The sequence below is a fragment of the Paenibacillus sp. FSL H7-0942 genome (assembly GCF_045040715.1).
Taxonomy (GTDB): Bacteria; Bacillota; Bacilli; order Paenibacillales; family Paenibacillaceae; genus Paenibacillus; species Paenibacillus amylolyticus.
In genome coordinates, this window is sequence record NZ_CP150279.1 from 2,098,771 (window position 1) to 2,118,510 (window position 19,740).

Sequence of the window (19,740 nt, forward strand, 5' to 3'; positions counted from 1 at the left end):
TGAATCTAATTGGGTGAGGGTCAAAAATAACCATCTCCACCTCCTGAAACAGAGATAGTTGATTGATGATAGGTGGTGATTATATACTTGCGCCCTCTGTTTTTTATTTTCTTGCGATATATTGATGTATTGATTATTTCTAATAGCTTTATCTGAAAGTGGAGAGGAACGAACAACAGGTTCTCTATTGCTACTACAGTCTTTTTTCGGTGATATCTTTTGTTGTTTTCTACATCCACAACCATGTTTAGTATTGGTCTTCGTGTTCGTACTTAAAGTTGTTAGAGGAGAATCTGCCTGAATCTTATAATAATAGTTATATGGTTTAAAAGAGATAAACGTAAAGAAACAAATTGAATCTAAAATGAAAGATTAATTCTATGCTGGTATTTAAGGCCTATTTCAAGCGGGATGAAATGGCAATTATTTAAAGACATTAGTCATTATTTACTATATAATTAGCAATGTAAATAATACATTAGGAGGTAGTGTTTTGAAGTTGTTAAGAATTTTAGCTTGGTTATTCGTTCCTTTCATTATGATTTTTGTCTCATGGAAGAAGCTTGGCAAGGTTGCGAAAATCGGCGGTGCTATATGGGCTGGCTTTATTTTATTGATAATTGTGATACCAACTGAGGAAAAGCCAAACGTGACAGCAACCGTAGAAACAGATGCAGTGGCCTCACAGGAAAAAGCACCAAAAGTGGAAAAGGCAGTTGCTGTGGTTGATACAAAAACCGAGAAAAAAGATGATCAAAAGGCTAAAGAAGAGGCTAAGCTGAAAAACGAAACTGACGCTGCTGCTAAAAAAGCCAATCAAAAAGAAGTATTAGCATTTGAAAAATCTGTTTATGCATTAGAAGAGACTATGTCTCCAATTATGAATACATATCAAGAAGCTATGACAGGCTTAGGAAATGGTACGGTTGACATCTATACTGTCTATGAAGCAACAGAAAATGCACAGAAGGCCGCCAAACACTTGCAGAGCAAATTCTATAATTTAGATGTTCCAGAAAATCTCCCTAAAGATGTGAAACAAATGTTGAATGCAACGGCTTCGAACTTGAGTACAGCCTATTATTCTAAAGGTAAAGCATTCGATGCAGTTCTTGAGTTCTTGGACGATCAGAAGCCCAGTCATATGTCCAAATTTAAAGAAGAAATCTCTATGGCAGATTCATTTGTTATGAAGGGTATTTTGAAATTAATGGAAGCGAAAACTGCTGTTGGATTAGAGGTAGATTCAAAATAGGTTAATATTAGAATAAAAATGAGATGCCCGTTATAGGGCATTTTTTCATTTTTAAAAGATTAATTTTAACAGTAACTAAGCAGTCCTAATAGATCTCTTTTTTTATTTTATGAGAAATTAAAAAGAAGTCCAGTTCGTACTATATCGCATTTTTTGTCCTGTTAAAAAGCTGCCTCATTTCTGAGGTGGCTTTTCATATTCCAATGAAAGTGTATATCTATATCTAAGTCTGCGAGGAGAATTACCAACAGTATATTTGAACTGTAAGTACCTACATTTTCTCAAACACGGCTGGTGTCCACACGACAATCCAGAATGAGGCATACAATTATCGTGACCTGTGGAAGAGGAGGTGGATCGGGAAATTATGGTGACGATGGAGCCCATTGTAGTTGGAGAGCATGTATTGGTAGGGGTAGAAGTCAAGCTGCCCAAAACAACGTTGTTGACTATTAACACATCCAAAGGATATATCATGTGCGGAGCACTCGACGTGGGATTACTTAATGAGAAGCTCGGGGATCGCAAAATTATTGCGGCTCGGGCGGTTGGTGTGCGTACACTGGAGCAATTGTTGCATGCACCTATGGAGTCGGTGACAACAGAAGCCGAGGCCATGGGCATTACGGTTGGCATGACGGGTGTAGAGGCTTTGTTGAAAATGATCTAAGACGCTAAAGAAGGGCTCCCCATATGGGAAGCCCTTCTTTAGCGTCTTAGCGTTCTAATACAGAGCCTGGCACATCGTAAGTACTAACGCTATACACGACAATCTCTTCTTGAATACTCTTATTAAATTAAGCTTCTTCCTTTGCGAACAAGGCAGCCAGGTTTTCTTGGAAAGGAGCGCGAACAACGCCTTTTTCCGTGATAATAGCTGTTACATATTCGTTAGGCGTTACGTCAAATGCTGGGTTGTATACTTTAACACCCTGCGGTGCTGTACGTTTGCCAAATCCTTCAGTGACTTCTTCCGCAGCGCGTTCCTCAATCGGAATGAGGTCCCCGGATGGAGTGGACAAGTCGATAGTCGACAATGGGCTGGCTACATAGAACGGAATATTGTGAGCTTTGGCAAGCACAGCCACGCTGTATGTTCCGATTTTGTTAGCTACATCGCCATTGGCAGCAACACGATCTGTTCCGACGATAACGGCTTGAATCCAGCCTTTGGACATCACCATGCCTGCCATGTTATCACAGAGCAGCGTAACGTCAATGCCGGCTTGCTGTAACTCAAATGCAGTCAGGCGTGCACCCTGAAGTACGGGACGAGTTTCGTCTGCAAATACCTTCAGGTGAATGCCACGTTCCTGTGCGAGATACATTGGAGCAGTTGCCGTACCATATTTCGCAGTAGCTAGTCCACCTGCATTACAGTGAGTGAGTACACCCATACCATCTTCGAACAATGGCAGTGCATTCTCACCGATCATGCGGCATACTTCTTCGTCTTCTTTCTGAATCAACAGAGCTTCTACTTCAAGAGCATCATTGCCCTCATCCAGGCTCAGGCCGGATTCAACGACCTCATTTGCTTTTTGCATCATGCGATCCAGTGCCCAGAAAAGGTTCACCGCTGTTGGTCGGGAAGTAGCCAGATGAGCACATATGGATTTTACGTGATCCAACCAACCTTGAACGGTTGTTCCGTCATAAGATTTGGCACCCAATACAACACCAAATGCAGCAGCAATACCAATCGCCGGAGCACCGCGCACTTTCATGGAGTGGATGGATTCCCATACTTCCTCGGGTGTATACAATTTCAACATGAGGATCGTTTCGGGCAGCAGACGCTGGTCAAGCATTTCAAGCTTGTCCTTTTTCCAGATGAGAGAGGACAGAGGCTGATATTCAGGGGTTGTCATGGGTGGTTCCTCCGTTCCTTATGTTAAACCTTAGTAGTAGTAGTAACAGCTGTGGATACAATATCCAGTACTTCGCCGATGGTATTCAAGCGACGATTGTTCTTGATCAACGCTTTACCAATGGACAATGCTTTACGCTGAGCATGTTCACGTTCAGTTGCATTTGGAATGGTATCTATATCCGCCACGTGAGCGAGTCCTACGATACGACGAACCATTTTGGCACCTGCAAAGCCGATCGAATCTCTGAACAATTGTTGCACATACAGATCCTGATAGCCTGGCGTTTTTGCCATCGGATCAACGAGGTCGTTAACCCAGAGGGCACGGAAACGAGATTCGAATTCAGTCCATACATCACGAACCATAATCAGTAAAAGCGTCTCACGCTCACGCAAAGCAGACATATCCTGTATCCATCCTGGCAGGGATGCGTAATTCAAGAGCAGGTTCGCAAGGACTGCACCGACATCAAATCCCATGGGGCCGTAATATGCAAATTCGGGATCGATGACTTTAGTTGATTCAGGTGTAACAAAAATACTGCCTGTATGCAGATCTCCATGAAGCAATGCCTGCCCATGTGTTAGGAATTTTTCCCGCAGCAAGGCCACTTCAAGGTGAAGCACTCCATCTGTGCGAAGGGCTTCAGCCTCGTCCTCAATGTAAACATCATAATTATTTTTCTCGGCGATCCGGTAGGGTTCATCAAAGATCAGATCCTCCGTTATTTTGCATTGGTCCGGATTAATGAATCTGCCCTGTTGTTCCTTCTTCAATTGCTGATCCATGCCCAAGTCGGATGTGAAAAACAGCGTTCTTGCCATGAATTCCCCAATATGCTGTGCAAAAAGAGGATAGGAAACACCTTCGATCAGGCCTTTACGCATGATCACATGATCACTCAGATCTTCCATAACCGTTAACGCGAGGTCATCATCGTAATGATACACTTCGGGTACCATCCCTGGACACAGACGATACTCTTCCTGCAGAATCTCACGTTCAATGCGGGCACGTACCAGAGAGAGCGGCCATGATTCTCCAACCACTTTCGCATAAGGAAGCGCCTGTTTGATAATGATACTTTTATCGGAGTTCTGATCCGTGATGTGGAATACCAAATTCAGATTGCCATCGCCGATCTCGTGACAATCCAGATTCGCATCTGCCGCAAATGGACCCGGTAATGTTTTGGCCAGTTCAATTGCATCCTGGGGGGTAAACGGGCGATATTGGGACAAAGGTGCCACCTCCATATATATGAAGAAACAGGAAAACCCACTTCTTTGCTTGGTATATGTCAGTATATCGGAAATAACGCGGTTTTTGAACTTTTTTTTGAGACAAGTCAAGTCGATCCTGATTCGAACTTCCGGTTCAAGGGTAAAAACAAATAGGCCGGACGGTTGAGAGAAACGCCGTTAACAAGCCTCTCCACTACATGTGGTGACACATTATTAACTCTCTGTTATGCATTGCGGGACAACCTGCTTATCATGGCATGACAGACTAATTTTAAATAAAGGATGGGATTAATATGGCTACAAAAAACAAAACAGATCAAGCGAAATCGGTGGAACAAGTACTTAATCGTCAGGTAGCTAACCTGAACGTATTGTATGTTAAAATCCATAACTATCACTGGTATGTTAAAGGACCTAACTTCTTCACGTTGCATGTGAAATTCGAAGAGTTCTACAACGAAGTTACGGTGCAAATGGATGAAATCGCAGAGCGTATCCTTACGCTGAAAGGTAGCCCGGCGGCTACAATGAAAGAGTATCTGGAGCTTTCCTCTATCCAGGAAGCAGCAGGCGGAGAAGACGCAAAAACAATGGTGCAAAACCTGATCGAGGACTTCGCTACACTTTCGAATGAATATCAGGAAGGTATCGAAGTTGCAGATGCAGCTGAAGATCAACCAACATCCGATATGCTGACAGGTTTCAAGGCTGACCTTGAGAAACACATGTGGATGCTTCGCTCTTTCCTGGGTTAATATAGCCAAGATTTTGCCTAATACAAATGGTCTCTTACGTAAGCTTTCTGAGCCTGGATCATGTTGTCAGAAACGCCCTGAGCGTCTATACTGCTGACAAGAACGATAGGGGAGGGGACCGCTTATGTTAGAACCAACGATACCGGCTTTAAAAGAATGGGCTTCTGCAATCAAAGCACTGGAAACGGGTCGCCAGATTATGGTGATGCGCAAAGGTGGCATTGTAGAGGAAACCCGACATTTTGAGCTGAAAAGTCCAGCGTTTTATCTGTATCCGACTTATGAACATCAGCGTAAAGAACTGATTAAGTCCTCGGATCAATCCTATGTTGAAGAATCACTGGCCGAATGGGTGCCCGAAGCTTCGACAATCCGTATTACTGCATATGCCGAAGTAACGCAGGATCTGGAGATACGAGATCAGGAGATGCTGGATCGACTTCTTGACTTTCATATGTGGACAGCGGATTTTGCCGATGACCGTTTGAAATGGAAACGGAAAGATCCGCTCCATGTATTGATTTTACGTGTGTACCTTTTGAAAGAACCGATGGAAATCCCCGTACTGCCTGAATATAACGGTTGCCGTTCATGGATTTCTATTCCGAATGGTCCGGTGCCGCGCGAAATGACGCCGGTGGTGGACGTTGCGGATTTTGACGAACAGGTACAGAAGATTAGCGAGATGCTCAAATTGTAAATGGTAACGTTATTTAACGGAGGGACTTGTCCATAATATGGATGAGTCCTTTTTTTAGATTAGTGTACAGCAGATGACATAAAAGCTTGAATTGCTGTGATTTTTCTCACTGTGCATTTGTGCTTAAGATGTTTTCTGATTTGATTCAATTTGTCTTTTACTATAGAATCAGAAAGAATAAGGTTTCATGCAATGGACAAAGGTTCTTAGGAAATGACTTGATTATCATTGAGAATCAGTTTAGAATTATTCTAAAGTGTTCTTGCTTTAAGAATCGAGTACAGGAGAAATTCAGGGGAAGCCCTGTTCAGATATAATAGGCGCTTTTTCGTTTTCGACAACTAACATCAATTTAATCAATGGAGGGAAACAATACACATGGCTACGAATTTCGTCATTGAAGGTCTGAAAGCGACGATCGAAGGTAAGGAAATCCTGAAAGGCATCAACCTGGAAATGAAAGGTGGAGAAATCCACGCAATCATGGGGCCAAACGGAACAGGTAAATCCACTCTGGCTTCTGCATTGATGGGTCACCCTAAATATGAAGTAACAGACGGTAAAATTACACTTGATGGTGAAGATGTATTGGATATGGCTGTAGATGAGCGCGCACGTGCAGGTCTCTTCCTGGCTATGCAATACCCAAGTGAAATTGCAGGTGTTACAAACTCCGACTTCTTGCGTAGTGCAATTAACGCACGTCGTGGCGAAGGTAACGAGATCTCCCTGATCAAGTTCATTCGTCAAATGGAAGGTAAAATGAAAGAACTCGACATGAACCCTGAGTTCGCTCACCGTTACCTGAATGAAGGTTTCTCCGGTGGTGAGAAAAAACGTAACGAGATTCTGCAAATGATGCTGCTTGATCCGAAAATCGTAGTACTTGATGAAATTGACTCCGGTCTGGACATCGATGCTTTGAAAATCGTGGCTGACGGTGTGAACGCTATGAAGAGCGAAGACCGTGGCTTCCTGATCATCACTCACTACCAACGTCTGTTGAACTACATTACGCCTGACTATGTTCACGTAATGATGCAAGGTCGTATCGTGAAATCCGGCGGACCTGAATTGGCTCACCGTTTGGAAGCGGAAGGGTATGACTGGGTAAAGGCAGAGCTGGGAATTACAGACGAAACTGTAGGCCAAGAAGCGTAAAGACAAAACGGAGGAGGATTAATTAATGACTACACAAACAATTCTTCCGGTTGAATCTGAAGCGCTTCGCGCCTTGTCGGAAAGCAACAATGAACCCGGCTGGTTGACCGAACAGCGGCTTGAAGCTTTAAAGCTTGCGAGCGGGCTTGCGCTTCCTAAACTGGAAAAACAAAAAATCGAACGCTGGAATGTCAGCGAGTACGGAACATATAAAACAAGTGAAGCCATTTCTTCTTTGACAGAAGTACCTGCTTCTATCAAAGATCTGGTTCAGGATCAAGCTGAAGGCAGTCTGGTTATCCAGCGCAATTCCGGTACGGTATACTCCAAGGTGTCTGCTGATCTGGCAGCAAAAGGAGTTATCTTCACGGATCTGGCTACAGCGGTTCGCGAACATGGCGATCTGGTAAAACAATATCTGAACACAGCAGTTAAAGCGGATGAGCATTCCCTCGCTGCATTACATGCGGCACTTTGGAATGGCGGGGTCTTCCTGTATGTTCCGAAAAATGTCGAAATCGAAGTACCACTGCAAGCAGTGTTGCTTACGGATGACGCATCTGCAACGTTTGCACCTCACGTGCTTGTTGTTGTAGAAGCAAACAGTTCAGTAACTTATGTTGATAACTATGTATCTGGCGAATTGTCCGCACCTGTTTTCCATAATGGTGTTGTGGAAGTATTCGCAAAATCCGGTGCTAAAGTACGTTTCGCATCGGTTCATCAACTGAGTGTGAATGTAACTGATGTTTCATTCCGTCGTGCAGTGTTAGAGAATGATGCTTCCATAGAGTGGATTGTAGGCGAAATGAACAATGGCGACACAGCGAGCAACACGATGACCGTGCTGAAAGGCAATGGATCAAGTTCTGATTCCAAAGTCATCGCTGTAGGTTCCGGTTCGCAGAAAATCAACTACACCACAGAAGCTCGTCACTTCGGCAAGAATACACCAAGTCAGATGATTACACGTGCAGTTATGCGTGAAGAAGCATCTGCAATCATTAACGGAATCACGAAGATTGAGAAAGGCGCTACCAAAGCCGATGGACAGCAGACAGAGAAAGTGTTGATGCTGAGCCCTAAAGCACGTGGAGATGCGAACCCAATCCTCCTTATTGATGAAGATGATGTAACAGCAGGTCACGCGGCTTCTGTTGGTCAAGTCAATGCCGAGCAGATTCATTACTTGATGTCGCGCGGAATTAACCGTACGGATGCCGAACGCCTGATCATCTATGGCTTCCTGGCTCCGGTGGTGGCGGATATTCCTCTGGAAGCACTGCGGACCCAATTGCAGTCCCTGATTGAGAAGAAGCTGGGACAATGAACCCATCCATTCGCGAGCAGTTCCCGATCCTCCACCAGGAAATTAACGGACACCCGCTCGTATATTTAGATAGTGCTGCAACTTCACAGAAGCCTCATGCTGTGATCGAAGCAGTCAAACATTATTATGAGTATGAGAACTCCAACGTACACCGTGGTGTTCATACCCTTGGAAGCCGTGCAACGGACGCTTACGAAGGCGCACGTGAGAAGGTAGCCAAGTTCATCAATGCCCGCAGTACACAGGAGATTATCTTTACTCGCGGTACAACGACAGCCCTCAATCTGGTGGCTTCATCGTACGCCCGCGCCAATTGCAAAGAAGGCGATGAAATTGTTATCACGCAAATGGAGCACCATAGTAATCTGATTCCTTGGCAGCAAGTTGCCAAGGAGACAGGTGCAACATTGAAATACATTCCGCTTCAGCCTGACGGTCATATTGAATTGGCTGATGTTGAGAAGACGATTACGAACAATACTAAAATTGTAGCAATCGCTTATGTATCCAATGTTATGGGTCTGATCCATCCAGTGAAACAAATTGCTGAAATTGCACACCGCAATGGTGCTGTCATCGTTGTTGATGGCGCACAAAGCACACCTCACATGAAGGTGGACGTTCAGGATCTGGACTGTGATTTCTATGCATTATCCGGTCATAAAATGTGCGGACCAACCGGAATCGGTGCACTCTACGGCAAAAAGGCGCTGCTGGAGTCCATGGAACCCATTGAGTTCGGTGGTGAAATGATTGATGATGTGGGTCTGTACGAATCCAACTGGAAAGAGCTTCCCTGGAAGTTCGAAGGTGGAACCCCGATTATCGCAGGTGCGGTAGGGTTGGGAGCTGCCATTGATTTTCTGGAGCAGATTGGTATGGATGAGATCGCACATCATGAAAGTGTGCTGGCAGCTTATGCAACAGAACGACTGGCCGAGATCGATGGGTTAACCATCTATGGCCCAGCCAAGCGGCATGTGGGTGTTGTTACCTTTAATCTGGGGGATGTTCATCCGCATGATGTGGCAACCGTGCTGGATGCGAGTGGCGTAGCCATTCGTGCCGGACACCATTGCTGTCAACCGCTAATGCGCTGGCTTGAAGTTAGCTCAACAGCTCGTGCCAGCTTCTATCTATACAACAACGAACAAGATGTAGATCGGCTTGTCAGCGCCTTAATCCAGACAAAGGAGTATTTTGGCGATGCAACTTGATGATCTGTACAGACGTGTTATAATGGACCACTACAAAAACCCGCGTAACCGCGGAACATTTGATAATGACGCTGTCACGGTGAATTTGAACAATCCAACGTGCGGCGACCGGATTTCACTGCAAATTTTGCTGAAAGACGGAATCGTCCAGGAAGCCAAATATACGGGTGAAGGCTGCTCCATCAGCATGTCCTCTGCATCGATGATGACAGAGGCCGTCAAAGGCAAAACGATGGAACAAGCACTCGATATCGCTAACCGTTTTTCCTCACTGATGAAAGGTGAAGAAGTCGATTTCGACGATTATGAAGATCTCGAAGCCCTATCCGGTGTGAACAAGTTCCCTGCACGCATCAAATGTGCCACTCTGGCCTGGAATGCATTACGCAAAGGGATTGACGAAGAGAACAAAGTACAATAACGATAGGGAGGTAGAGCAAGATGGCTAAAAAAGCACCAGAAATGGAAGAGTACAAATATGGTTTTCGCGACGAGCACAAATCCATCTTTCAAACCGGTAAAGGTCTGACTGCAGAAGTAGTTACCGAAATTTCCAAGATTAAGAACGAACCGGAATGGATGTTGGAATTCCGTTTAAAATCCTTGAAACAATTCGAAAAGATGCCAATGCCGAAATGGGGCGGAGATCTCGACGGATTGGATTTCAATGAAATTCAGTACTACGTTCGTGCTTCTGAAAAACAAGGTAAAACATGGGAGGAAGTTCCTTCCGAAATCAAGGAAACCTTTGATAAATTGGGTATCCCTGAAGCAGAGCAAAAGTTCCTTGCAGGTGTATCGGCTCAGTATGAATCCGAGGTTGTATACCACAACATGCAAAAGGAATTGGAAGACCAAGGTGTAATCTTCATGGATACCGACACGGCTCTCAGAGAGCATCCGGAAATCCTGCGTGAATATTTTGCAACGGTTATTCCACCAGCAGATAACAAATTTGCTGCTTTGAATAGTGCGGTATGGTCCGGAGGAAGCTTTATCTACGTGCCTAAGGGCGTTAAATGTGAAGTACCTCTGCAAGCCTACTTCCGGATTAACTCCGAGAATATGGGACAATTCGAGCGTACACTCATCATTGCGGACGAAGACAGCTTCGTTCACTATGTAGAGGGATGTACAGCTCCAATCTACAGCACGAACTCACTGCACAGTGCGGTTGTTGAGATCATCTGTAAGAAAAATGCTCGTGTTCGTTACACAACGATTCAAAACTGGGCACCAAACATCTACAACCTCGTTACGAAACGTGCGGTTGCTGAAGAAAATGCTACGATGGAATGGGTCGATGGTAACATCGGTTCCAAACTGACGATGAAATATCCAGCGGTTGTACTGAAAGGCCGTGGAGCTAAAGGTTCCGTACTCTCCATCGCTGTAGCTGGTAAAAACCAGCATCAGGATGCAGGTGCGAAAATGATCCACTTGGCTCCGGATACAACATCTACGATTGTTTCCAAATCCATCAGTAAACATGGTGGTAAAGTAACGTACCGTGGTTTGGCTTCCTTTGGGCGTCAAGCTGAGGGCGCGAAATCCAACATCAAGTGTGATACACTCATTCTCGATAATGAGTCCACATCAGATACAATTCCTTACAATGAGATCATGAATGATAACATCATGCTGGAGCATGAAGCTACAGTATCCAAAGTGTCTGAGGATCAACTCTTCTACCTGATGAGCCGTGGTCTGACTGATGCAGAAGCAACACAGATGATTATCATGGGCTTCATTGAGCCATTCACGAAGGAATTGCCAATGGAATACGCCGTTGAGATGAATAGATTGATCAAATTCGAAATGGAGGGCTCCATTGGTTAATCCAATGCAGCGCCTTTTGAAGCCGTAAAGCTGAAGCTAGTTGCTGATGTTAAGCGGTAGATATCGTTTTATGTGATCGAATACCCTCTAGAACAGACTTTCTAAAAAGTCTCTCTAGGGGGTATTTTTATTCAAAAAATCTGGGGATAACAGTGATCAGAAGATTATTTGTTATCGGAGTGGCAAGCGACTCTCCAATTACATAAAGGAGCACTCGGACGGGAACGCAGTTATCGTATTCGGGGATACCAATACACGGTACACCCGTGCCGCTGACAATATAGAGCTACTCATGTCTGAGAATGGTTTAAGAGATCCGTGGATCGATTTGATTCGTGGTGGGAGTATTCCCGCTGATGGAGACGCCCTTATGGATGCAAGCAATTTAAATGGACCCAACTATGAGATCGTGGACAAAATTTTGTATCGCGGAAGTAAAGCATTGTCCCTTAATGCACAGAGCTACCGTTTGGAAAATCAAACATTTGTTGACCCGAGTGGGAAGCAACTCTCCGATCATTATCCGATTACAGCGGAATTTGTGTACAGCACATCTTCTCAGTACCAACTAAGTTCAACAATCGGAGGATCCGGAGGAACTGGGTTTAATGATCTGAATCAGATTCCCGATGCCAGACCTAGCTCAGTGGTGCTTAACTCGGGCAATCGTGTAGACGGCATTTCAACGCTGTACAGGGATGGAACGAACCTGGTACATGGTGGTCAATCCAACATTGCCACACTGAACTTGGCAGACGGAGAGTACTTAACCGAGGCAACAATTGGTCAGGGGACACGTAATGGAGATAAACGGATCTTTTACGTGGAGTTGTCCACCAATCTTGGAAATAAAGTAGAAGGCGGACAAAAGACCACAGAACAAATCAAACTTGAGGCACCAGCGGGGTGGTACATTGCCGGATTTTATGGAAGAGCAGGACAGGAATTGGATCAGCTAGGCGTCATATACAGACCTCTGAATTAGAAGTGAGCAGTGGTTAAAATGAAATAATAATATATACATCTCATAGAGTGTTCATATTAGCACAGCGCCGCTTGGAATATACCGTTGGAGAGACCATAAGGTTTCCTTAATGATATTCTGAGCGGTATTTTTGTGGAATAAAATAAGACCAATAGCACAAGCCATTTCATAGATTTAAGCATTTAATGATAGAAAAGGATGTGAGTGTATGAGCGTGAACCCTTTCGAGGGATATCGGATTACAAGTTCATTCGGCTATCGAATTCATCCTATTCATGGTGGACAGACATTCCACCGCGGAATTGATCTCGTGACAGAGCCTTGGAATGGCCCCGTCTATGCCTTTATGGAAGGTAGGGTACGTTTTGCTTCCGAAGGAGTTACAGGCTCCGGATTCGGTGGTTATGGGCTTACAGTTGCAATTCAAGATCATCGCGGTTACTTGCATTGTTATGCTCACCTTTCGCGGATTGCCGTAAACGTTGGGCAGCGGGTGAAGAGAGGCCAGCTTATCGGTAATCAGGGAAGCACGGGTCAGAGTACCGGCCCGCATGTACATTATGAGATCCGGAAAACCAGCGCGCCATCTTACGGATATACTGCCAGCGAAGATGGTGTGACAGAACCGGGTGTGTATCTACAGGCCGAATACGGAACTGCATCTCAGGAACAGGAGGCTCCGCCGATGACGACTGAGCAGAAGAAAATGTTTGAAGCCATGCAGAAAACGCTGGAGATTCAAGGGGGATGGATTCAGCAACAGGAGCAACTTTCCAATATGGATTGTCCCGCATGGGCTCAACAAGCATTTGATTATTATCGACCGTTTATTATGAATGACAAAGGCAGTTATGAATTTTGGAGATTACTTGTTATCATGTACCGCAAGGAAAAAGGCATCCAGGTTCATTCGGAGTCCGATATATAGATCCCTGCAAAGAACAGGGAGTAGCAAAAGGCTAACCCACTCAGGTAGATGCAGACAGACAACCATTTATCGAATGTTGCCTGTTCGCCCGGTTCATTCCAACGGAAACGTCATATGTTAGGGTATACCTGATGAAGAGGAGGCAATCACATGAGCGAAGTAGGATATGGCTGTGGTGGCAATGTAGGCGGAGTAGGCGGCGTTGGTGGATACAATATGTTCACAAACACTGGTGCAATCTTGGTACTGTTCATTCTGTTGGTTATCATTACAAAAGCATTCTGTGTGTAATCCAACATGATTGAATCGGAATAGACAAAAGGGAAGCCGATTACGGCTTCCCTTTTGTCATATGCCAACCTATAAGTTGGTTATTTCAGTTACTATGGGGTTCTTCGTATACATGCTGTGTACAATGAACAGTTATTGTACATAAATCTCAACGATAGCAATATCTCTTTCTTTCGCTAAATCGATAAAGGCCGTAGAGGTCTGAACGAGTGGTCGGAAATAATCCGCAGGATTATTCATGACAATGAGTCCCGTCTGACCCGTGGTGAGCAGAACCCTTTTACCGATAAAATTAGGCAGCATGTGCTTGATCAGTTCCTGTGTTGCTTCAGCATTTAACTGACCAAAGCTGAGGCTGTACAGCTCACACAGAACAGAGATCAGTTCCTGTTTGGTCTGGTATACCCGATTCGTCGTCATGGCGCTGTAAACGTCTGCTACAGCAGTTATACGGGAATAGGGGTGGATCTCGTCTCCTCGCAGTCCATGAGGATAACCACTTCCATCCTCGCGCTCATGATGTTGAAGTGCAACCGTTGCCAGAATTTCATCCTGCGTGGATTCTTTAATGATATCGTACCCATAGAATGTGTGTTTCTTCATTTCGTCAAATTCTTCCGTAGTCAATTTACCAGGTTTATGTAAAATCTCAGAAGGAATCTTGGACTTGCCGATATCATGAAGATATCCTGCTTTGGCTACCGTTAGACATTCCTCGGGGTTGTAACCCATCCAGCCGGCGATATAAAAAGCGAGCATTCCGACTTGCAATGAATGGTTGTACGTATAATCGCTATCCCCGTCCAGCATAAGCAACAAGGAGACAACATCTTTTTGTTTTTCCAACTGTTCTGTTAGGGTAAACAAAATCTCATCGACCTGTGTCTCATCAATAAAACCCTTCTCCATCGCTTGTTGAAATAGAGATTCAGTACCTTTGATCGTATCGTTAAACAAATTAGTTAACAGACGGGTTTGATCGGAAGGTAAGGTTTGTGCATCAGAGTGTAGGTCGGATGGTGTGTGTTCTACATCTGCGTACTCGATTCCATGTTGCAACAGTTTGGATAGGTCATCTTCACTGAGGGTGGAACCTTTCATCAGCATGTGGAGACCCGAACTGTTGTATACATCATTTTGTAACAGGTCACCCGGTTTAAGATCAGTAACATGCACTCTCACGTATAAACCACCTTTTCTCGACTAATATCGACACATATAATTATAATAACAAGAAAAAAATGGGTTGACAACGACTTATTTACTATTAACCCACTCTGTCTAAAAAGGTGTAAAGGCTCATTGTTTAGTTCTCCATGGGGTTCCATGGTCCTAATTGATGCCCCTTCCATTCAGATCCATCTTCCCAAATTTCCTTTTTCCAGATCGGAACGGTCTGTTTCAGTCTCTCTATGGCGTAACGGCTTGCATCATAACAGTCGTTGCGATGAGGCGAGGAAACAGCAATGACTACACTAATCTCTGCCACATCTACTTTGCCGATTCGGTGACTGATTGCACATAACACACCAGGCCAGCGATCGGAGATTTCCACACCAATGGCTGCCATCTGAGAAAGAGCCATCGGCACATAGGCCTCGTATTCAAGATGAACGGTGCGCTGTTCACCGGTCATTTCACGAGTTGTACCTACAAAAGTAAGAGCTGCCCCGTGATTCGGGGTAATCACTAGCGCCGTTGTTGCTTCCACGGACAAAGTGGATTCTGTAATTAGAAATAAGCCATCTTCAGTCCGATGCTCTGGAACGGTAGAGCGAAGCTGTTCATCGGATATATCCGTACCATCGCCTCCAGAGACGGGAGGGATCAACGCAAGTTCATCTTCTGAGCTAAGTATAGTATCGGCAGGAGCGTACTGCTGGTTAACTGCCAAAAAGGATGTCCTTATCTGAGAAGCTGCCTCTGGGTAGGCCAGACTCAGTTTTTCTTTTAAATCGGCAGCGGTTGGAATGTCTCCAATGTACTCAAACTCCAGAAGGGATGTATTTAAACGTTCTGCAATGCCTGCAAATAGTTGAATTGTCAATTTCATAGATATGACTCACCTCTTTTTGATCTCTAAACCCTATAAATATATCATAACGACGCGGAAAATGTTATGCTTATCCATTAGAAGAATGAACGTTTATTGAAGAGCAGGGGAGGCGGTGTGATGAGCACCAGGGAGAAGCAAAAGTTAACGATTCTGCACACCAACGACATTCATAGCCACTTCGGCTCCATGAGCACCATCGCCGCTATGATCAATGAGGAACGTGACCAAGGTGGCAACTTCCTTGTATTGGATATCGGCGATCATATGGACCGGATGGCCGTTGAAACAGAGGGAACACTGGGTACGGCTAATGTTGATGTTATTAACCTGACGGGCTACGATGCCATTACAATCGGTAACAACGAAGGACTAACCTTTACGCCAGCTCAGCTCTCACAGTCCTACGCTGGACTTCTGTGTCCTGTGGTATGCAGCAATGTTGTGGAGCAAGATACTGGACTTGCGCCAGTGTGGATGAAACCTTCTCTAATTGTGGAGAAAGGTCCATTTCGCGTTGGTCTGCTGGGGGCAACGGCCCCTTTTACCACGTTTTACGAATTGCTCGGGTGGGATGTTCTGGACCCTGTGGAGTCATTAAGAGCTCAAGTGGAAGCATTACGTGATGAAGTAGATGTTGTGGTTATTCTTTCTCATCTGGGGCTTTCGACAGATCGGAGACTGGCGGAGCAGATTACTGGAATTGATGTTATTCTCGGTGGACATACCCATCATGTTCTCGAAGAACCTTTAGTCATTGGTCAGACCGTGCTGGGCGCAGCTGGAAAATTTGGCCAATGGCTTGGGAAAGTGGTTCTGGAACGAATAAGTGTGGGAGAACCTCTCCATCTGGTAAGTAGCGGTTGTATGGCTGCCAAGAGTATATTACTGGATGATCAGGTCGCGCTGGCAATCGCTACGAATCGTACGGAGGCCGAAAGGACACTCAATCAGACGGCAGTGATAACGGATCGGGTGCTGCCCATCACGTATGACCGGGAGTCCCCGTTTGCAACCTTGCTTGCACAAGCTGTACGTCATTTCACGGGGGCACAGCTGTCTCTGGTGAATGCAGGTCAGCTTCTCGGAGATCTTCCACAAGGTAATATTACAAAAGGAATGTTGCATTCCCTATGTCCATCTCCTATAAATGCTTGTACAATATGCTTGAGTGGAAGTTATATTCGTGAAGCACTTGAGCAGTCCTTGTTGGACGAGTTTTCAGGTAAGCCCATTGTGGGATTTGGTTTTCGTGGTCATATTCTAGGCACGTTATGTATGGACGGAATAGAAGTTCAATACAACCCAGATGCGCCAGCCTATGAGAAGATCCAGACCATATCCATCAATGGGGAGCCTATGGACGAACAATGTGAGTATATCGTTGGGACACTGGACATGTTTACGTTCAATGTGGGGTATCCTCCTCTTGCTCATGGTACCCGTACGCTCTATCATCTTCCGGAATTCATACGCGATTTGCTGGAAACGGAAATAAAACGACCAGGGGCTCTGGACGACAGCCTGCGAGCCCGCTGGCATCAAAGCTAAATTTAAAGTGCTTGCCTTCTGCTGAAGCGGCGGCTAGTGGTAATTACATCTACGGAGCGGGAGAGGATAGGCTGTGCGTTTAGTACATATAAACTTATTGCAGCCTGGCATGAAGCTGGGGAAACGTATTTATAGTGAAGAAGGCCTTGTATTACTTAGTGAGGATGTAGAGCTAACCAGTCGATTGATTGGACGCCTTAAGGATCTCGGAGTCGGTTATGTGTATATTAAAGATGCTGCGACAGAGGACATCATTGTTCCTGAAATGTTGCAGGAAGAGACCCGAAGGAAGGCACTGGTAGAGATCAAGCAGCAATTTCAGAGCATGTCGGGAATGAAAACGAAGAATCGGATTCCTCATTTCGGTAAAGCGCTTAGTGGTGTGATGAATGCGATTCTGGAAGACATCGGCAGTCAGAAAGAAGCCATGATTATGCTGATGGACATGAACTCCAGTGATTTTGACCTGTATAATCATTCGCTGAATGTATGTGTGTATACACTGGTTCTTGGTGTCGCTTCGGGTTACACACGCCAGCAATTAATGGAGATTGGTCTGGGTGCCTTATTGCATGATATTGGCAAGACACAGATTGCACCAGAAATTCTGCATAAGCCTTCCAGATTAAGTGACGAGGAATTTAAAATCATTCAGCAGCACACTACATATGGACATCGTATTCTCAAAGACGAACCAGGTATACCGCTTCTATCTGCACATTGTGCATTGCAGCACCATGAGCGAATTGATGGCAGCGGATATCCCTTTGGGCTGAAGGATAAAGAGATTCATGAGTATGCCAAGTGGATTGCTCTTGCTGATTCGTATGATGCCATGACAACGAATCGAGTCTACAAGCAAGCCTTGCTGCCACATCAGGCCGTAGAGGTGCTGTATACGGGCTCAGGAACACTTTATGAACAACGAATGCTGGAGAGATTCAGGGATTGTGTAGCGATCTACCCCGTGGGTCTATCGGTCACGCTCAGTACGGGAGAGGTTGGGGTGGTCGCAGCGATTCATCCACGTGTTCCTCAACGTCCACTTATCCGGGTGCTCAAGGATGCCGACGGCCAGACCTTATCTTCGCCCTACGAAATTAACCTGTCTACAGCACTGTCTGTGATGATCACAGGTGTAGAGGGTCTGGAGGATACACCTTCATCTGCCCAAAGTGAACGGTTGGAAAGCTGAACAAGCTTAGAAATGATTAGCGCTCATGTCGTAATATCGGGGCCGTTTCGTGATTCGGCCCGGAGTTACCTGAGTGTTTTTTGTCATGTAATGGACAGGGTCTACGTATGCCGGAGCATTCAAAATTGTGCTATGATAAAAGATAACTCCAAAAAGAGAAACACAAGGTATGATGTAAATAAAACTTTTTAGGTTAATAAAAGGAATAAGGTGAAGAACAATGACCATGCTAAACTCAGGATCGGTACAACCGATGCCTTTATCTCCGACGAATGATCCGTGGGATCCGATTGGCTCTCTGCGTACATATGGACGCCATGTGTTGACCAGTGTAGAAATGACTGTGACACATCTGTGCAACATGCGGTGTGAGCACTGTGCCGTAGGAGATATGCTTACGATGCGTGAAGCGCCGGCTCTTCCATTACCGCTGATGCTGAAACGATTGGATGAAGTGGAGCATCTGCAGACGATTAGTCTGACGGGTGGCGAGCCAAGCTTTAGCCAGAAAACAGTGGATGAGATGATCATCCCGCTGCTCAAATATGCCAAGGAACGTGGAATCCGTTCCCAGATCAATTCGAATTTAACGCTGGATATCAGCCGATATGAGCAACTTTTGCCGTATCTGGACGTTATGCATATCTCATTCAACTACCTGAATGCTGACGATTTCCATCAAGTCGGATTTGCAAATAGTGGCAGACCTGTGAAACGTGAAGTCGCGGTGAAGATGTATGAGAAAATGATTGAAAATTCCCGCAAATTAAGTGAAGCAGGCATGTTTATCTCTGCCGAGTCCATGATTAACTTCCGTACACACGACAAGCTGGATGGTATTCATCAATTGATTCGTGAGATGGGCTGTGTTCGTCACGAAGTGCATCCAATGTATAATTCGAACTTTGCTTCGTCGTTGCCTGTTTTATCACTGGACCATATGAGAGCAGCGATTCATCGTTTGCTTGATGTGCGTGACAAGGATATGTGGATGCTCTTCGGTACCCTGCCATTCTTCGCGTGCAGTGCAGCAGAGCAGGATCGGGAACTGATCAACCGTTTATACAGCGAACCAAATGTGACGGTACGTAATGATCCGGACGGACGCAACCGCGTTAACGTCAACATGTTCACGGGTAATGTGTATGTGACCGATTTTGCCGATATCCCGGAATTTGGTAATATTCGTGATCGTAAACTGGATGATGTGTTCCATGAATGGTCAGCTGAACATCCGTTGAATCAAACGGTCAATTGCCATTGCGATATTGCATCCTGTTGCGGACCAAACCTGCTAGTGGCAGATATGTATTACAAAGGTGTGGATTTCAAATCGAGAAAGGCAATCACACGTTGATATTC

19 protein-coding genes are annotated in these 19,740 nt (G+C 45.1%); 15 read left to right on the plus strand and 4 right to left on the minus strand.

Translation table 11 applies throughout. The features are described from left to right. Positions 1-493: 493 nt before the first annotated feature. Complete coding sequence (locus MHI48_RS09550) at positions 494-1,255, plus strand: hypothetical protein (RefSeq protein ID WP_101313324.1); 762 nt, start codon at positions 494-496, stop codon at positions 1,253-1,255. Positions 1,256-1,622: 367 nt separating this feature from the next. Then, on the plus strand, positions 1,623-1,925 hold the full coding sequence (locus MHI48_RS09555; protein WP_017689545.1) for a YunC family protein: 303 nt from the start codon (positions 1,623-1,625) through the stop codon (positions 1,923-1,925). 127 nt (positions 1,926-2,052) lie between these two features. Here the strand turns inward: MHI48_RS09555 and mtnA are convergent, their stop codons facing one another. Then, complete coding sequence (gene mtnA / locus MHI48_RS09560; RefSeq protein ID WP_036609936.1) at positions 2,053-3,126, minus strand: S-methyl-5-thioribose-1-phosphate isomerase; 1,074 nt, start codon at positions 3,124-3,126, stop codon at positions 2,053-2,055. A 23-nt stretch (positions 3,127-3,149) separates the two neighbouring features. After that, positions 3,150-4,370, minus strand: coding sequence for an S-methyl-5-thioribose kinase (mtnK, locus tag MHI48_RS09565; protein ID WP_405144622.1), 1,221 nt, complete (start codon positions 4,368-4,370; stop codon positions 3,150-3,152). Positions 4,371-4,666: 296 nt separating this feature from the next. Between mtnK and MHI48_RS09570 the strand changes: the two genes are divergently transcribed. The 10 genes from MHI48_RS09570 (at position 4,667) to MHI48_RS09615 (ending at position 13,579) form a co-directional block, all read left to right on the plus strand. Next, positions 4,667-5,128: a Dps family protein gene (locus MHI48_RS09570; protein ID WP_017689542.1), complete on the plus strand. Its 462-nt coding sequence runs from the start codon at positions 4,667-4,669 to the stop codon at positions 5,126-5,128. A 124-nt stretch (positions 5,129-5,252) separates the two neighbouring features. After that, a complete protein-coding gene (locus tag MHI48_RS09575; protein WP_405143797.1) occupies positions 5,253-5,828 on the plus strand; it encodes a DUF1802 family protein in 576 nt (191 codons plus the stop codon). Between the two features lie 378 nt (positions 5,829-6,206). Beyond that, entirely contained in the window at positions 6,207-6,989 is a 783-nt protein-coding gene (gene sufC / locus MHI48_RS09580; protein WP_036609931.1) for a Fe-S cluster assembly ATPase SufC, read from the plus strand. 25 nt (positions 6,990-7,014) lie between these two features. Continuing rightward, the gene (sufD, locus tag MHI48_RS09585; RefSeq protein WP_237176150.1) at positions 7,015-8,319 is read left to right on the plus strand and encodes a Fe-S cluster assembly protein SufD; all 1,305 of its coding nucleotides are present in this window, start codon (positions 7,015-7,017) and stop codon (positions 8,317-8,319) included. Beyond that, a complete protein-coding gene (locus MHI48_RS09590) occupies positions 8,316-9,536 on the plus strand; it encodes a cysteine desulfurase (protein WP_047842300.1) in 1,221 nt (406 codons plus the stop codon). The genes sufD and MHI48_RS09590 overlap by 4 nt, the downstream gene beginning before the upstream one ends. Further along, entirely contained in the window at positions 9,526-9,957 is a 432-nt protein-coding gene (sufU, locus tag MHI48_RS09595; RefSeq protein WP_017689537.1) for a Fe-S cluster assembly sulfur transfer protein SufU, read from the plus strand. Before MHI48_RS09590 ends, sufU begins: the two co-directional genes overlap by 11 nt. 20 nt (positions 9,958-9,977) lie before the next feature. Beyond that, the gene (sufB, locus tag MHI48_RS09600) at positions 9,978-11,375 is read left to right on the plus strand and encodes a Fe-S cluster assembly protein SufB (RefSeq protein WP_036669904.1); all 1,398 of its coding nucleotides are present in this window, start codon (positions 9,978-9,980) and stop codon (positions 11,373-11,375) included. Between the two features lie 370 nt (positions 11,376-11,745). Beyond that, positions 11,746-12,360 (plus strand): jacalin-like lectin, encoded by a 615-nt coding sequence (locus MHI48_RS09605; protein ID WP_245837957.1) that lies wholly within the window; start codon positions 11,746-11,748, stop codon positions 12,358-12,360. A 208-nt stretch (positions 12,361-12,568) separates the two neighbouring features. Continuing rightward, entirely contained in the window at positions 12,569-13,288 is a 720-nt protein-coding gene (locus MHI48_RS09610) for a M23 family metallopeptidase (RefSeq protein WP_053061508.1), read from the plus strand. Between the two features lie 150 nt (positions 13,289-13,438). Further along, on the plus strand, positions 13,439-13,579 hold the full coding sequence (locus MHI48_RS09615; RefSeq protein WP_017689533.1) for a hypothetical protein: 141 nt from the start codon (positions 13,439-13,441) through the stop codon (positions 13,577-13,579). 132 nt (positions 13,580-13,711) lie between these two features. On the opposite strand, the gene MHI48_RS09620 is transcribed toward MHI48_RS09615, so the two are convergent. After that, positions 13,712-14,761: an HD-GYP domain-containing protein gene (locus MHI48_RS09620; RefSeq protein WP_036669905.1), complete on the minus strand. Its 1,050-nt coding sequence runs from the start codon at positions 14,759-14,761 to the stop codon at positions 13,712-13,714. A gap of 124 nt (positions 14,762-14,885) precedes the next feature. Continuing rightward, positions 14,886-15,632: a molybdenum cofactor biosynthesis protein MoaE gene (locus tag MHI48_RS09625; RefSeq protein WP_036609923.1), complete on the minus strand. Its 747-nt coding sequence runs from the start codon at positions 15,630-15,632 to the stop codon at positions 14,886-14,888. Positions 15,633-15,752: 120 nt separating this feature from the next. Here MHI48_RS09625 and MHI48_RS09630 point away from each other — a divergent pair, with 120 nt between their 5' ends. The 3 genes from MHI48_RS09630 (at position 15,753) to yfkAB (ending at position 19,735) form a co-directional block, all read left to right on the plus strand. Further along, entirely contained in the window at positions 15,753-17,183 is a 1,431-nt protein-coding gene (locus tag MHI48_RS09630) for a bifunctional UDP-sugar hydrolase/5'-nucleotidase (protein WP_036609921.1), read from the plus strand. Positions 17,184-17,256: 73 nt separating this feature from the next. Beyond that, positions 17,257-18,378 carry an HD-GYP domain-containing protein gene (locus tag MHI48_RS09635; protein ID WP_036669909.1) on the plus strand — a complete coding sequence of 374 codons (1,122 nt, stop codon included), beginning with the start codon at positions 17,257-17,259 and terminating at the stop codon, positions 18,376-18,378. Positions 18,379-18,598: 220 nt separating this feature from the next. Continuing rightward, positions 18,599-19,735 carry a radical SAM/CxCxxxxC motif protein YfkAB gene (gene yfkAB, locus MHI48_RS09640; protein ID WP_143781368.1) on the plus strand — a complete coding sequence of 379 codons (1,137 nt, stop codon included), beginning with the start codon at positions 18,599-18,601 and terminating at the stop codon, positions 19,733-19,735. The last annotated feature ends 5 nt before the right edge of the window (positions 19,736-19,740 follow it).